The sequence below is a fragment of the Pseudomonas fluorescens genome, from assembly GCF_002837185.1.
Lineage (GTDB): Bacteria > Pseudomonadota > Gammaproteobacteria > Pseudomonadales > Pseudomonadaceae > Aquipseudomonas > Aquipseudomonas fluorescens_AM.
The window spans coordinates 105,096-119,377 of sequence record NZ_KZ477985.1 but is presented as its reverse complement, the minus strand read 5'-3'; the positions used below and the strand labels follow the sequence as shown (position 1 = coordinate 119,377).

Here is a 14,282-nt window from a genome sequence, read left to right as displayed (position 1 = left end):
AGGCTCCTTGACTGAGACAAAGTGTTACCAGTATGCCGCGTTCCGCCCTGCGGTTGCGATCACTTGCCGCGATTGAGTTGACGCAGGTTGCCAATCACCGCCGCCAGCGCGCGGTCGAACAGCAAACCCTCGTCCAGGCTGCGCAGGGCGCCGCGCTTAAAAGCCGCAGCCAATTGCCCGGGGGTTTGCTCCAGGACCTTGAGCCCCGTGCGGCTGACGAAAATATAACGATGGTTCGGCGCCATGATCGCCGTGAGCTTGCACCGCAATATCGTGTCGTCGTCCTGCTGGAACTCCACCCAACCACCGACCCGTAATGGGCGAACCTTGAGCAGGTCCGGGTCATCATGCGGCCAGGCTTCGATGGCGTCCGACAGTTGGGTGCCGAGAACGAAGGGCTCGCGGACTTCAATCAGCCCGTCGTCGCCCTCGCCTTCGCATGTTTGAACATGTACGGTCTGCAATCGTAAAAAAAATTCCCGAGTGCTGAAAGGATCGAACGCCGCACCGGCCAACCCGGCGCGCAACGACTTGAGCAACCCTGGCAATTGCTCCAGCAGATGCCGGCCCGCCTCGGTGTCTTCGTGCAGGCCGACGCTCCAGATCAATTCATCCATGGTGCGCAGCCCGGCCTGCCACTGCACCGAGTGTTCGCCGTGCTTGAGATTGGCCAGCAACAGCACCTGGCTCCAGGTGTGTTGCAGAAACTGCACCACGAATGGCGGCAGGACCTTGCCCGATAACCGCCGGTTCAGCGCTTGTGCCACGCGCTGGCGCGCGACCTCGGTACGCAGGCGCCCTTCCTCGACGTCACGGGTGTGCTGTTCGAGCAACGCACTGCGCTGCTGCTCTTCATTGATGAACGTGCTGAATGGCGCCAGTAACTGCGAAAAAATCGCCGGATCTTCGACGAACTCATTCAACAAGCGCTGGATGACCTGCTCGATACGCAGGTACAGGCTGTCGTTCTGATAGCCATTATGCGGGCTGCAACCCATGGCGGCACTGGCGATCTGATTGAGCAAGCGGCGTGCCGGGTGCCCGGGGTAACTGAACAGGCTCTTGTCCAGCAGGGCGACTTTCAGTATCGGGATCTGCAAGCGAGCGATCAGGGCTTTGAAGGCGTGGGGCACACTGGCGTCATTGAGGATGAACTCAAAAAGCAGCGCGACAAGGTTGATCACATCCTCGTCAGCCGCCTCCACCACCCGCGACTTGCCGCTCTTGACGCTGACTCGGGTCAGCAACTGTTCGAGCTGGTTGCGCAGGTCGAAATCGTCCTCAGCCCCAGGCTCCGGTACGTATTGCTGCAAATGCGACAGCAGGCGCAGCAGGTCTCGGCTGGCGATGGGTTGCGGTTGCGCACTGGCTTCAAGGGTCGGCGCGACGCTGCCGCGCACCGCCACCAGCAAGGCTTGCAAGGCGGTAAAGGCTTGCTGGCCGCTTTCGTCACAAGGAGGGTCGGTGGCCGGCGGACGAGCCTGGTGCTGAAGCTCACGCGACGCGCGTCCACCCGCACGACGGGAGGGCACGCTCTTGAGTTCAGGCAGGACCCCGGTGGCAACCAGCAGTTGATTGGCTTCGCCATAGAGTTGGTCGGCATCGCTGAGCACGTATTTCTCGAAGAGCTTGAGCATGATCAGCTTGACCCGGATCTCCACCCCCAGGCTGCGGCCCGCCTGCAGAAAAAACTGGCAAAGCCGTGCAGGGCCCAGAGGGTTCTCATGGTCGGTCAAAGGCCTGCCCAACACTTCACTCAAGCGCGCGCTCAGTTGCCCGAGCGCCAGGCCATCACGGTGCCGTACCCGACCGAGCATTGCCTCCAGTGCCACGGCCTTTTCCCGGTCATCAGCCCGGGTAGCGCCGGCCATCTCATAGGACACCACAGGCACCGGATGCAACCCGCCGCTATCGACCTGGCTCAGATTGGCGAAGGCGGCAAACAGTTGCTCCATGAGCACGCGCTCGAAGTTCTTGCGCTTGAGGCGCAGGTCGCGCATGGCCTGAAAGAAAATATGCTGGTCAACCGTGCTGCGGGCCTTGTCGGCCATTTCAAACAGGGTGTCGTCGGCGTTATCGAACAGTTCCTGCAATCCCTGTTGCAACTGCTGCGCCGCTTTGTCACGCACCTGCAGCACCACCACCGGTAGACGTGCGAGCGGCGATGGCGTGGCCTGTGCCTGTTTGATAGGCACCACCTTCCCGTCATTGTGCATCCTGGCCTCCTGAAACGGCGGGTGTTGAGATGGGCAAGGAACGGAAGCAGGCCTGCTGGGCGCTGCGAGTACCGGCCACCATCAGGACGTCAAAGCTATGACGCCAATCGCAAGGCGCGAGATTATCGGCAAATCAGGGCCGTTGCGCCAGTAAACTCTGCCCTGCGCGGTAAATGAGTGACGAGTCTGGGTTCCAGTCCACACAGCCCCTATAATCGCGGCACTTTGTCTGTGGAGACTGTTATGCCGAACCTGCGTCTTGCCGACCTCGCCGCTGAAATCGAAGCCAACGTGCGCCGCGCACTGCTGGAAGACGTCGGCAGTGGTGATATCACCGCACAGCTGATCCCGGCCGAACGGCTGGCCAAGGCCACGATCATTACCCGCGATGCGGCCGTTATTGCCGGGACCGCCTGGGTGGATACGGTCTTCCGCCAACTGGACCCCCGCGTCGCCGTGCATTGGCAAGTGGCCGATGGTGAACGTGTCAGCCCCAACCAGCCGCTGTTTCACCTTGAAGGGCCGGCGCGTTCGCTGCTCACCGGTGAACGCAGTGCGCTGAATTTCCTGCAGATGCTGTCAGGCGTCGCCACCCGTGCCCGATACCTGGCGGATTTCGTCGCCAGCACCCAGGTCAAGCTGCTGGACACTCGCAAGACGTTGCCGGGCCTGCGCCTGGCGCAGAAATACGCAGTGACCTGCGGCGGTTGCCACAATCATCGCATCGGGCTGTATGACGCCTTCCTGATCAAGGAAAACCATATCGCCGCATGCGGGGGCATTGCCCAGGCCATCAGCGCGGCCCACAAAATCGCCCCGGGCAAGCCGGTGGAGGTCGAAGTGGAAAGCCTGCAGGAGTTGCGCGAAGCATTGGCGGCGGGCGCCGACATCATCATGCTCGATGAACTGAGCCTGGACGACATGCGCGAAGCCGTGCGGTTGAACGCAGGCAAGGCCAGTCTGGAAGCCAGCGGCGGGATCAATGAAAGTACCCTGCTGCCCATCGCCGAGACGGGCGTGGACTACATCTCCATTGGTGCGCTGACCAAGGATGTGAAGGCTGTGGATTTGTCGATGCGGTTGAGTATTTGAGCAGCTGCAAGCTGCAAGCTGCAAGAGGGTGTCGCGTCCCTTGCGGCTTGAAGCTTGAAGCTGATCTCAAACTACAAGATTATTCATCTCGCAGTACTCTTCCCATTCGACACCCAGCACTTCGGCGGCCTCCTTGTGCAAGACCAGGCGTGCGACTTCGAACTCTTCCGGGGTAGAGGTGTACTTGAGGGTCAGTTCCCAAGGCTGGAGGTTCTGGCTCTCCGCCTCGTCCTCGAATGCCCACTGAATCTGATCACGCTGGTCGTCAGCGCTCAGGTCCTTGATCTCTTCTTTAAGCTGCGGCATATCATCAAGATACTTCTTGAGCGCTTCTTCGTGCCGTGCTTCCTGGGTCATCTCAGTCGTGGTCATGTCGTTCTCTTAGATCGAGGAATGGGGATGCATCTGGGTCATCAAGGTTGCGCAGATACAAAGAGCAGGCGCGAATACCGGCTCGTCTGGCCTTCAGAACCATTCTGTGGATCATCTGAAAACAGTGCCTTTGAAACATGCCTTTGAAACAGTGTTGCCTTGGTGCCCGAGACAGGAATCGAACCTGCGACCTTCGCGTTACGAGTGCGCTGCTCTACCGGCTGAGCTACACGGGCAGTGGGCTAAAGCTAGCACCGCATTGGGCATGCGGCAACCGGCTCGCTCACCGCCCGGCAGCCGTCATGCGCCGTTGGCGCCACAACCCTTGGCGACGTATTGCGCCTCGGCCGTGGTGACACAGGTCCAGCCGCTGGTGGCGCTGCGCGTCAAGGTGATGGTCTTGCCCAGTACGGGCGCAGGTGCATCAAGGATTTCACAGCTGATGGAGCCGCTGCCCGTGGTGACATCTGCTGTCACATCGACCTTGCAATTGGCAGTGGGACTCTTGCCGCCAATCAACGGCACCGTGGGCACAGCGCCCTGGTTAATGACATCTTCGTAGCCGGCCTTCAACGCGCTGATTTCGGCCAACCCCGCCGTGAACTTGGCCTTGGCCTGGTGCTTGGTGTACATGGGCAAGCCAATCGTGGCCAAAATGCCGATGATTGCCACGACGATCAACAACTCGATCAAGGTAAAGCCTTTCTGACGCATCACTTTCACTCTCCAGAATAGAACCATGACAAGGCGCATCCTGCGCCCCGTATTGTGCAGCGGCGCCAGTGTACTCATCCCTGAGCGGCCAATCGCATACCAGAAGCACAATCTGACATTTTATCGCCCAACACCCGCCTGCCTGTATCCGCCCGCTGGCTAAGCTGTAAATTCTTAATCTGCATGTGCGAACGCGACATGAACGACACCTCGACGATCTATGCCTGGCAGGGCATCAACCGCAACGGCCGCAGGGTGTGCGGGAAAATCTCGGGGCATGACCCTGCATGGATCAAGGCACGACTGCGCCAGCAAGGAATCTGCCCCGAACATGTGCGCAAGCAATCGTCAGGCCTGCCAAGCCTGGCGGCGCCGATACTGCCGGCGGATATCGCGCTGTTCACCCGCCAGCTGGCGACGCTGTTGAAGGCCGGTATCCCGCTGCTGCAAGCCTTCGACATCATCAGCGAGGGCGTCGAAAACCGCCCACTGCGCGAGCTGGTCAAGGGGCTGAAGCAACACGTCGCCGCCGGTAACAGCCTGACCAGCACGCTGCGCCAATACCCCCTTTACTTCGATGACCTGTACTGCCACCTGATTGCCGCCGGTGAACAGGCCGGAGCCCTGGAAACACTGCTGGAGCGCGTGGCCATTCAGCTGGAAAAAAGCCAACGCCTCAAAACCAGAATCAAAAAAGCCCTGACCTACCCTCTTGCAGTGCTGGTGGTGGCCGGCCTCGTCAGCGCAGTGTTGTTGATACAGGTGGTGCCGCAGTTCCAGCACCTGTTCGCCGGAGTCGACAGTCAATTGCCCGGTTTTACCCTGGGGGTCATCGCCCTCTCCGATTTTCTGCAACGGGCCTGGTGGATACTGGTGCTGGGCCTGGGCACGGCCATCGGCGGGCTGCGCCACGCCTACCGTGGTTCTGCGCAGTTTCGCTACCGGCTGCAGGCAGGTTTGTTGAAAGTACCCCTGGCAGGCAAACTAATGAACAAAGCTGCCGTCGCCCGCTACGCCCGCACGCTTTCAACCACCTTTGCAGCAGGTGTTCCCCTGGTGCAGGCGCTCGGCTCAGTGGCCGGCGCCGTCGGCAATGACCCTTTCAAACAGGCAATCGAACATATGCGCCACGATGTATCCACAGGCATGCAGTTGAATCAGTCCATGGCCGCCAGCGGCCTGTTTCCAGGCATGGCGATCCAGATGACGGCAATCGGCGAAGAGTCCGGCACCCTGGACCACATGCTGGAAAGAGTCGCGGACCATTACGAGGCCGACGTAGAGACCCTCGTCGATAACCTCACCAGCTTGATGGAACCGCTGATCATGGTAGTACTGGGGAGCATCGTCGGCGCGTTGGTGATTGCAATGTACCTGCCGGTGTTTCAACTCGGTTCGGCATTTTGAGCGCGTTGCTGGGCGAGCAGCCCTGGGCATTTGTCGGCATGGCGCTGGTGCTGGGCCTGATCGTTGGCAGTTTTCTCAATGTGCTGGTATGGCGCCTGCCCAAGATGCTCGAGCGCGAATGGCGCGCCCAGGCCCATGAGATCCTCGGCCTGCCTGCTGCGCCAGCGGGGCCGGTCTATAACCTGATGCGCCCGAATTCGTGCTGTCCACACTGCGACCAGCCGATTCGCCCCTGGGAGAATATCCCCCTGCTCAGCTACCTGATGCTCAAGGGACGTTGCACCCACTGCCGTGCAACCATCAGCGCGCGCTACCCCCTCACCGAACTGGCATGTGCGCTGATATCCGCCACCGTTGCCTGGCACTACGGCTTTGGCTGGCAGGCGGGTGCGGTGATACTGCTGAGTTGGGGGCTGCTGGGCATGAGCCTGATCGATGTGGATCATCAACTGCTGCCGGATGCCATGGTGCTGCCGTTGCTATGGTTGGGGCTTGTCCTCAACAGCCTGGGCCTGCTCGTAACATTGCCCGATGCGTTATGGGGCGCGGTGCTGGGCTACATGAGCCTGTGGAGCGTGTTCTGGCTGTTCAAGCTGGTCACCGGCAAGGATGGCATGGGCCATGGCGACTTCAAGCTATTGGCGCTGTTAGGTGCCTGGGGCGGCTGGCAGATACTGCCGATGACGCTGCTGATGGCGTCACTGCTCGGCGTGTCTGCCGGGCTGCTGCTGATGCGCTGGCGCAAGACGCACGTGTCGGCACCCATCCCATTTGGACCCTGCCTGGCAATTGCCGGCTGGATTGCATTGCTCTGGGGTGGTCAAATAACCGACTTCTATTTGCAGTCTGTCGGTTTCACATGACCACTCCTGTTGCAACACCCTGGATTCTCGGCCTCACCGGCGGTATCGGCAGCGGTAAAAGCGCTGCAGCCGAGCACTTCACCAAGCTGGGTGTCGACCTGGTCGACGCCGATCATGCCGCCCGCTGGGTGGTCGAGCCCGGCCGGCCGGCGCTGGCGCGCATTGCCGAGCATTTCGGCAGCGGTGTGCTGCAGGCGGACGGCCAACTGGACCGCGCCGCGTTGCGCAAATTGATTTTTGAAGTACCCGAAGAACGTCGCTGGCTCGAAGGCCTGTTGCACCCGCTGATCGCTGACGAAATTCGCGATCACCTGGCACGCGCCCAGTCGCCTTACGCGATTCTGGTGTCACCGCTGCTGATCGAGTCCGGCCAATACAGCATGACCCAACGCATCCTGGTGATCGACGTGCCGCAATCACTGCAGATTCAGCGTACCCTGCAGCGCGACGGCATCAGCGAGCCACAGGTGCAGGCCATTCTCAAAGCCCAGTCGAGCCGCGAAGACCGCCTGAACCATGCCGATGACGTACTGGTCAATGACCAGGACCTTGCCTGGCTGCACGGCGAGGTCGAGCGACTGCACCACTTTTACCTTACTTTGCGTGGAGGCCGATCATGAGCCAACCCTTGACCGTCGATTGCCCAACCTGCGGCGCACCCGTGGAATGGAAAGCGACCAACCTCAACCGGCCGTTCTGCTCGGACCGTTGCAAACTCATCGACCTGGGTGCCTGGGCCGCTGAAGAACACAAAATCCCGGTGGCCCCGGACGCCGAAGACGAGTTGTTTTCCGAAGACCTGCCGCCGCGCCATTAAGGCCGCATAAAGGCGTACGCCTGCTGGTCGTCGAGGTTTTCCGCAAGGTATTGCAACTCGTCGGCCAAGTCTTCAAAGCTGCGAACGCCCTTGCTCTGCTGCACCACCGCGCTGAGCATGGCGCGCAGGGTCAAGCCCGGATCAAAACCGATTTCCTGCGCTGCATCCTGGCTTCTGCGCAACTCCTGCCGTGCCCATTCGTACACACTCATGATTGGTGCTCCTGAAGTTTCGCAGAGCATGGGCCTGTGCACTCATGCGCTCTTTGATCTGGATCAACGCCGCGAATCGTCGTCTTTCCACGGCGCCGAGAGGTAGCGGGTGCGGTTGAAAGTCTCCAGCCATTCAGGGCAGAACACCACCAGGGCACTGATCACCATGCCGTTGATAAAGGCTTCGGGAAAGATGATCAGCCACAGGTAGCCGACAAAATCGCCCAGCCATTGCGGCATCGCAAATCGCCCGTCCAACCACAGCAGCCCCAGCCCGACCAACAGGCAAAGCAATGCCGACAGCGCCGCAGCGAAAAAGCCGGAACAGAAGATATACACAAAGGGGTTTCGCGGTTGCGCCCGCTCCACAAGTCGCGCGCAAAACTCGGTAATGAGTACCGGAAGACCAATCAGCAACAGACCATTGATGCCGACAGCGGCGAGGTCCTGCCGCCCCAGCCATACCAACCCCGACTGCGCGACAAACCCACCAACGATTGCCAGCGGCCAATCCAGCAACAGGGTCACTGCGGTCATGCCGATAAAGTGGTAGGACACCCCCGTATCGAAATCCCGTCGCACCAGCCACAACATGAACAGCGCGAACACCGTGCCGAACAGCAAATGCTGGCGCCGTCGATCAGCAAACAGTTCGATCCAGGGCGCACGCAAAATCGCCCAGATCACCACCGGGGCATACAACAACCAGCCGATGCCGAGCGTTTGCGGCGCCAGCACCGCCGCGCCGATCACCGTTTCACCTGCCTCACCGCCTCGCGACCTGTCACGGGCCTGGCTGCGTTGATCCTGCGCATAAACGCCTCGTTTCCAGAGTCATTGCCGGGTGGTCAGTCTACATCGCCAACGTTCGAGTTGCCGAGTAACGAGTTAGAGGCAGGCACGTGAAAAAGCCGGCACCGCATTGCGCTATGGATCGATAGAGAAACTAATACCAGCCGTAGTATTACTCCATTGCAGCCGCTGTCACCTTCAAATAAAACCTTGAGGTCTTTTAAACCAATCGAAGGAGCAGGAAAACAAGGCCTCTTGTGAGTACTGGGCGCATCTATGACAGACAGCATTACTTACCCGCTTTTAATCGATAAACACGTGGTAGCGAGTGACCGCGGCGCGCCGAAACTCGATGCGACTTTAAAACACACACTGATGAAGCGCACACCGCTACGCACCTCGCTCATTTATATCAACGCGGTATTGATCATTGCACTCGCCATGACCGGGCTACTGCTGGAAGAAAATGGCACGATTGATCTGCCCTGGTATGCCGCAAGCTTGAGCATGATCATCCTGGGGTTGGTTTACGCTCACTTTACCGAGCTACAACATGAACTGCTGCATGGACACGCCTTTAAATCACAACGGTTGAACCGGGGGTTGGGGTTTATCTGCGGCCTGTTCATGCTTAACTCTTTTTCCCACTATAAATATCACCATCTTCGCCATCACCGGCATCTGGGCACTCCACAAAACAGTGAGTTTTTCAATTACCCGGAAAAAGGCATGGACAGCCCCTGGAAGCTGGCAAGTGCGGCCCTCAATCCAGGCAGATTCATTCGCGTGGGCGCGCTCATGTTCAAAAGCCTCACCGGAGCAAAATTGCAGGACATAGAAGACAGCAAAGCGCAAAAGCATACGAGGCAGGAATATTGCGCGTATTTTTTCATCGTTGCTGCGGCCGTCGTTTTCACCTTATTGACCGGCTCATGGTTTCTTGTGCTGGCCTGGCTCATCCCAATGGTGTTGATTGCCGAGCCCGCCCACTACCTGATCGAGCTACCGGAGCACTTCGGCCTCGATGCCTACACCGAACCGAACTTCAACAGGAATACCCGAAGCATCGAAGCATCCCGGTTGGCCCGTTGGTATACAAATGCAAACAACCTGCACACCGCACACCACAGTCTGGCGAGCGTGCCCATGGGTCGTTGCCAGACGCTACATGACTGCTCTCGTGCCAGCATGGAGGTGATCGAGCCGGATTATTGGACGTTTTATCGCAAGGTCATGTCCGGCGAGCTCAAGCCATTCAACCGCGCCAGTCAATGACCGCCCGACCTGGCTGACGGGCGTCGCAGGGAAACATAGATTATTTCCGATACCCGAAGACATAGATCATCCCTGCGCTCGCCAGGATTACGCCGACGACTTCAAGTGTGCTGGGCACCTCGGAAAGAACGAAGATTCCCAGCACACTGGCGATGCACGGGACCAGCCCACCGAAAATAGAGCCGCGTGTAGCGCCCAACACGGTCACGGCCTTGGTATAGAACAACAGCGCGACAATGGCGGCAAACACGCCTTGAAACAGTCCCTGGAACACGATTTCGGACAACGGAGCAGCCAGAATACCCGGCGTTCCCCACAGGACATACAGAGGCAGGTAAAGCAGCATGGAGACTACGGACACCAGCGCCGTGGCCTGGAAGGCATCGACATCCCATGCGCGCGAGGCAATGGTATAACCCCCCCACAACGCGCCGGCCGCAATGAACAACAGATCCCCCAGCCAGACCTGCCCTCCACTGTCCGTCATACTCCGCCAGCCCGAGAGAGCAGCTCCCGCCATGACCACCAGAATTCCAATCAGTACGGCCTTCTCTGGTCGGTCGCGCAGTATGAACCAGCCTCCAAGGGTGGAAACCGCAATCATCGCACTGGGAATAAGCACACCGGCATGCCCGGCTGGCGCATAAGCCAGCCCGATGATACCAAGCAGTACGTGGGGAATACCCTGGCCCACCGTAAGAACCAGCGTCTTCGGCAAACCGAGGGTTCCGGTTCCTTTCTTCAGAACAAAAGGCAGCAGGATCAACCCGGCAACCATGAAACGCAGGGCGGCTATGTCATAAGCCGACAGCGTTTTTTGCACACCAAAACGGGAAAGGACAGGCCAGGCGCCCCAGATGAACGCTGACAGGAGCCCAAAGCAGACTGCGACGTAAAGTGTTTTTCGATCGACTGCATGCACGCTGCTCATGGCCTGTCCTTTTTCACTCACGCTGACTTTATGGAACGATCGGGTGCTGCGCTTTCAACCACATGCAGACCGTGGGTGAAATTCGAAAAGCCGTAAGGGTTCATAGGGTCATCACAACCGGCTTCAATCAGAATGTGCTGGCCCAGTCCGAGCGCCTGCGCCTGGTCGATCAAGACTTCAGTCATGATCTGATCCGCCAACGAAACGCCGGTGCTGTCGAAAATGGTTGGCTTCATCTGGTAGTGAGCATAGTCCTGCGGCGCTTTGACGATCTTGTGTAATTCAGGACCGATACAACCGTATTCCTCCTCAGTCAATTGCTGACATTCACCCTCGTTCAACGCCTGCTCCAGGTAATCAGGAACCAGGAACGAGCTTTTCAGCAATTGCGTCGATAACTCATATTTTCTTGGCGTGTCGGCCCCTACGGCATTGATATGCACATGCGGTTTCATGCCGCCCGCATGGACAACCGGCCCGGCATCAAGCCCGATAGAGGTCGCCACGCAAATAATGTCGGACTCGGCCAGCACCCTTTCCTTGGAAGCAATGGTCGGGGTAATGCCCAAGGCCGCTACGCGCTTGGCGAACGTAGCCTCCACTGTCGGATCTATGTCGTGTACCAAAACCGCGTCAAAATCATACATTCGGCTGAGCGCATGGGCCTGGGTCACGGCCATGGCGCCGGCGCCGATCAGTCCCAGCGTTTTACTTTCAGGATGGGCCAGCAATTTTGATGCAACGGCCGATGACGCCCCCGTCCGCACCGCTGTCGCGAATACGCCGTCAACCACAGCGATAAGGTGACCGTCCCTGACGTCATATAAGGAGTTGGTCGCCATGACCGTCGGCATGCCGCGATTGAAGGGATTGCCCGGATGGTAGCCAACCACTTTGAGCGCAACGTTCTGGTCGCGGCGGTAAGCGGGCATGAATTCAATCAGGCCCATCTCCGGCGTTTCATAGACAAATCCGGTACGCGGTTGGATCTCCACTTCGCCATTACCAAAAAGCGTAAGTGCATGACGTAACCTGGCAATCGTTTCGTCCATCAAGGTGTCGAGGCCGACTGCGGCGGCAATTTCACCGATATTTTCCTCCGAGAGGATAATGGTTGCTCGTTGTGCCACGGTGTCGCTCCTATAGGCTGCAAGCGTTGATTCAGAACTTAGGCGGGCGCCAAATGCTGTCGAGTGATTGATTCAACGAAAACGCCGAACGTTATTTTAAATAGAGGGATAGGCGGTGTATGGCATGCACACCCGCACACTGTTGACGCGATTTGATTCAGGCGATCACGCAGGTAAGTCAAAGGCTATTTAATCAAGCCTACGCCTGTTTCAAAAAATACGAGACTCTTGGAACGGAGTCGATGGAGTATTTCTTCAGGGGGCATTAGATTTACTAAAGGGCTAACGGCAGCGGATCCGGGCGGCCAATACCCTGCGCTGCGGCCCTGGGTTCATAAGCTTCTCAGCGAACCGGCCAGCGAACGGGTCAACCAGGCTTCGAACTTGTCCAGTGCCTGCATTTTCTGAGAGTACTCGGGTTTCAGGAAGGTATAGCAATTATTGCCAGGAAAGCGAGTCCCCAAGACTTTTTCCAACTGACCACTGCGTAACTCATGTTCGACCAGGATAGATTCTATTAACGCCAATCCCTGTCCATGTATGGCCGCGGTTAACGCCATATGCCCCTCGGTAAAGATCAATGCGGTCTTGCTGAGGTCCAGGGATAAACCCAGTTCACTGAAGACGCCCCTCCAGCTTTTATGCAGTTTTCTGTGGTCCTCAGTTTTTGATTCGTAACTGATTAACTTGTGCTCATACAGATCGGCATGATGATTGATCGCCGGTGATTTATTTATATAGGCAGGGCTGCCAACAATAATAATATCTGAACAGCCAAGCACCGTGCTGTTGGGTGGGAGGTTCTCACCCTTGCCAAACCTGATTGAGGCATCGATTCCATCACTGCGAAAACTCCTCACCTCGCAAGACGCATCAATCACAACATTGAGATCCACATGTTGTTCGTAAAACTTGTTCAAGTTTGGAATGAGCCACTTTACGGCGAATGAAGGCGGGGCGGAGATGGAAAGCGTCGTTCTTTGAGTACCGATAATTTCTTCGGCGACAGCGGCCAATTCGCCCAGTGCTTTCTGCGCTACGCCAGCGAGCCGCTGTCCGGCGTCAGTCAGCGTCAGCCCCTTGGCATCCCTAATGAACAGTGGGCAGTTTACGTAGTTTTCAAGATTCTTGATCTGCTGGCTGGCCGCCCCTTGAGTGACGCATAGCTCCACTGCAGCCTTAGTTACACTCAAATGCCGAGAGACTGCTTCAAACGCTTTTACAGCATTCAGTGGCGGGGTCTTCATGGTCGTTTCTTATCTATCCATAGAAAATTCACTGTCTCGACTCTAACCCAAGCCACCGGTGTTGCCTAGACGTCCCCAAACTAAGTTCATCGCCAAACGCACAGGCGCCGTTATGCGATATACGCAGTGGTCTTTTATCTCTCTCATGCAACTTCGCGCACTGTTTAAGTGCATGACGTAATGCCTTGAATACTTGCGCCAATGCGCCGCACCATCGCCGCGCACCCGGTGCATCGCCTGCCAGGCATCGGCGGTGTCGCAGCGAGTCTTCCTGCGGTCATCATTTGAACGCTAAGCTACGCAGATGGACGACTCAGATTATTTGCGGTTGCTCACCGTAGCAGCCGAACAAGCCAACGCGTTCCTGTCCAATGCCCGCAAATGGGAGCGTGAGCGTTGGGTCTGCCAGCGCCTGCTGCAAGGCTTGAACGTGCCCTATCGTGTCGAAGAGTTCCACGCCGCAGGCACCGAGCCGCCGGACGTGCTGTTTCGCGACGCCAGTTTTGAAGTGTTCTTTGTATTGGACGAAGGCCGCCGCCTGAACGACGAATGGCGCGACGAATTGCTGCGCAGGCGCAGCGCTTTCTCCTTGAGCCAACTGGTGCGGCGCGAAGCCAAGCCAAGGCGGATACCCGCCCATGAGTTCCTGTTGCGCCTGGCACCGACACTGCGCAAGAAAGCGCATAACTACAAAGAACGCGGCATGGACCTGGGGGAGCTGGACCTCATCGCCTTCACCAGCCTCAAGCGCGAAGTGCTGGACCTCAACAGCCACTTTCCGCCGCCAACCGAATATCTGCGCCAGGGCTGGCGCTCCCTGTCACTGGTGGGGCCTACCTTTGCGCGGGTACTGTTCGCTCATCCGGACGCGCCGGATTTCTTGCGCAACAACCTGGGCCGCAGCATAGTGTTCGATGTGGGCATCAGCCTTTGATCCACAGGCTGTAACGTGGCGCCCTTTTGCAACGTCTACCTGACGAGGCCTTTATGACCAGCCGCCTGAAACCCGATGACCAACAGCATGTCGAAGAGTACCTGCAACTTTCCCAGCACAGAGTCGAGCGCAAGCCTTTCAGGCCCTGGCTGCTCCTCTGTGTGGTGCTGGTGGTGGTGATCGGGCTCGGTTTGCTGAGCCGCCTTTTGAGTTACCTGACGCTATGAGCTGCCTGGCGCTCGCGGGGGTAACTGCTCCGATTTCTTTTAGCCTTGCGAGA

The 14,282-nt window shown here is 58.2% G+C and carries 16 protein-coding genes and 1 tRNA gene; 8 read left to right on the top strand and 9 right to left on the bottom strand.

From position 1 onward, the window contains the following. Nucleotides 1-59 precede the first annotated feature (59 nt). Complete coding sequence (locus CIB54_RS00625) at nucleotides 60-2,216, bottom strand: DUF1631 domain-containing protein (RefSeq protein WP_101218208.1); 2,157 nt, start codon at nucleotides 2,214-2,216, stop codon at nucleotides 60-62. A 243-nt stretch (nucleotides 2,217-2,459) separates the two neighbouring features. On the opposite strand from CIB54_RS00625, the gene nadC reads away from it, so the two are divergent. After that, on the top strand, nucleotides 2,460-3,308 hold the full coding sequence (gene nadC, locus CIB54_RS00620) for a carboxylating nicotinate-nucleotide diphosphorylase (RefSeq protein ID WP_101218207.1): 849 nt from the start codon (nucleotides 2,460-2,462) through the stop codon (nucleotides 3,306-3,308). Nucleotides 3,309-3,374: 66 nt separating this feature from the next. Here the strand turns inward: nadC and CIB54_RS00615 are convergent, their stop codons facing one another. From CIB54_RS00615 to CIB54_RS00605, 3 genes are all read right to left on the bottom strand, one after another. After that, on the bottom strand, nucleotides 3,375-3,680 hold the full coding sequence (locus CIB54_RS00615; protein WP_065950656.1) for a DUF6388 family protein: 306 nt from the start codon (nucleotides 3,678-3,680) through the stop codon (nucleotides 3,375-3,377). A 160-nt stretch (nucleotides 3,681-3,840) separates the two neighbouring features. Further along, nucleotides 3,841-3,916: transfer RNA gene (locus CIB54_RS00610), tRNA-Thr, on the bottom strand. 64 nt (nucleotides 3,917-3,980) lie between these two features. Further along, nucleotides 3,981-4,394 (bottom strand): pilin, encoded by a 414-nt coding sequence (locus CIB54_RS00605; protein WP_065950655.1) that lies wholly within the window; start codon nucleotides 4,392-4,394, stop codon nucleotides 3,981-3,983. Nucleotides 4,395-4,592: 198 nt separating this feature from the next. On the opposite strand from CIB54_RS00605, the gene CIB54_RS00600 reads away from it, so the two are divergent. From CIB54_RS00600 to yacG, 4 genes are read left to right on the top strand one after another with little or no spacing between them, the layout of a single operon-like run. Then, entirely contained in the window at nucleotides 4,593-5,801 is a 1,209-nt protein-coding gene (locus CIB54_RS00600; protein WP_101218206.1) for a type II secretion system F family protein, read from the top strand. Continuing rightward, a complete protein-coding gene (locus CIB54_RS00595) occupies nucleotides 5,798-6,664 on the top strand; it encodes a prepilin peptidase (RefSeq protein ID WP_101218205.1) in 867 nt (288 codons plus the stop codon). Before CIB54_RS00600 ends, CIB54_RS00595 begins: the two co-directional genes overlap by 4 nt. After that, nucleotides 6,661-7,284, top strand: coding sequence for a dephospho-CoA kinase (gene coaE / locus CIB54_RS00590; protein WP_101218204.1), 624 nt, complete (start codon nucleotides 6,661-6,663; stop codon nucleotides 7,282-7,284). Before CIB54_RS00595 ends, coaE begins: the two co-directional genes overlap by 4 nt. Then, nucleotides 7,281-7,481, top strand: coding sequence for a DNA gyrase inhibitor YacG (gene yacG, locus CIB54_RS00585; protein ID WP_003188437.1), 201 nt, complete (start codon nucleotides 7,281-7,283; stop codon nucleotides 7,479-7,481). The genes coaE and yacG overlap by 4 nt, the downstream gene beginning before the upstream one ends. Here yacG and CIB54_RS00580 read toward each other — a convergent pair. Both CIB54_RS00580 and CIB54_RS00575 read right to left on the bottom strand, forming a co-directional pair. Beyond that, nucleotides 7,478-7,693 (bottom strand): hypothetical protein, encoded by a 216-nt coding sequence (locus CIB54_RS00580; protein WP_065950651.1) that lies wholly within the window; start codon nucleotides 7,691-7,693, stop codon nucleotides 7,478-7,480. The two genes, yacG and CIB54_RS00580, sit on opposite strands and share 4 nt — an antisense overlap. 63 nt (nucleotides 7,694-7,756) lie before the next feature. Further along, on the bottom strand, nucleotides 7,757-8,446 hold the full coding sequence (locus CIB54_RS00575; protein WP_065950650.1) for an energy-coupling factor ABC transporter permease: 690 nt from the start codon (nucleotides 8,444-8,446) through the stop codon (nucleotides 7,757-7,759). A 315-nt stretch (nucleotides 8,447-8,761) separates the two neighbouring features. On the opposite strand from CIB54_RS00575, the gene CIB54_RS00570 reads away from it, so the two are divergent. Next, on the top strand, nucleotides 8,762-9,760 hold the full coding sequence (locus tag CIB54_RS00570; RefSeq protein ID WP_101218203.1) for a fatty acid desaturase family protein: 999 nt from the start codon (nucleotides 8,762-8,764) through the stop codon (nucleotides 9,758-9,760). A 40-nt stretch (nucleotides 9,761-9,800) separates the two neighbouring features. On the opposite strand, the gene CIB54_RS00565 is transcribed toward CIB54_RS00570, so the two are convergent. From CIB54_RS00565 to CIB54_RS00555, 3 genes are all read right to left on the bottom strand, one after another. Continuing rightward, on the bottom strand, nucleotides 9,801-10,691 hold the full coding sequence (locus CIB54_RS00565) for a DMT family transporter (protein WP_232790510.1): 891 nt from the start codon (nucleotides 10,689-10,691) through the stop codon (nucleotides 9,801-9,803). A 17-nt stretch (nucleotides 10,692-10,708) separates the two neighbouring features. After that, the gene (locus tag CIB54_RS00560; RefSeq protein WP_101218201.1) at nucleotides 10,709-11,821 is read right to left on the bottom strand and encodes an ornithine cyclodeaminase family protein; all 1,113 of its coding nucleotides are present in this window, start codon (nucleotides 11,819-11,821) and stop codon (nucleotides 10,709-10,711) included. Between the two features lie 332 nt (nucleotides 11,822-12,153). Then, complete coding sequence (locus tag CIB54_RS00555) at nucleotides 12,154-13,068, bottom strand: LysR family transcriptional regulator (protein WP_101218200.1); 915 nt, start codon at nucleotides 13,066-13,068, stop codon at nucleotides 12,154-12,156. A gap of 304 nt (nucleotides 13,069-13,372) precedes the next feature. Between CIB54_RS00555 and CIB54_RS00550 the strand changes: the two genes are divergently transcribed. Both CIB54_RS00550 and CIB54_RS00545 read left to right on the top strand, forming a co-directional pair. Continuing rightward, complete coding sequence (locus CIB54_RS00550; RefSeq protein ID WP_065950645.1) at nucleotides 13,373-14,002, top strand: DUF1780 domain-containing protein; 630 nt, start codon at nucleotides 13,373-13,375, stop codon at nucleotides 14,000-14,002. Between the two features lie 53 nt (nucleotides 14,003-14,055). Beyond that, nucleotides 14,056-14,229: a DUF3094 family protein gene (locus CIB54_RS00545; protein ID WP_065950644.1), complete on the top strand. Its 174-nt coding sequence runs from the start codon at nucleotides 14,056-14,058 to the stop codon at nucleotides 14,227-14,229. Nucleotides 14,230-14,282: the final 53 nt, after the last annotated feature.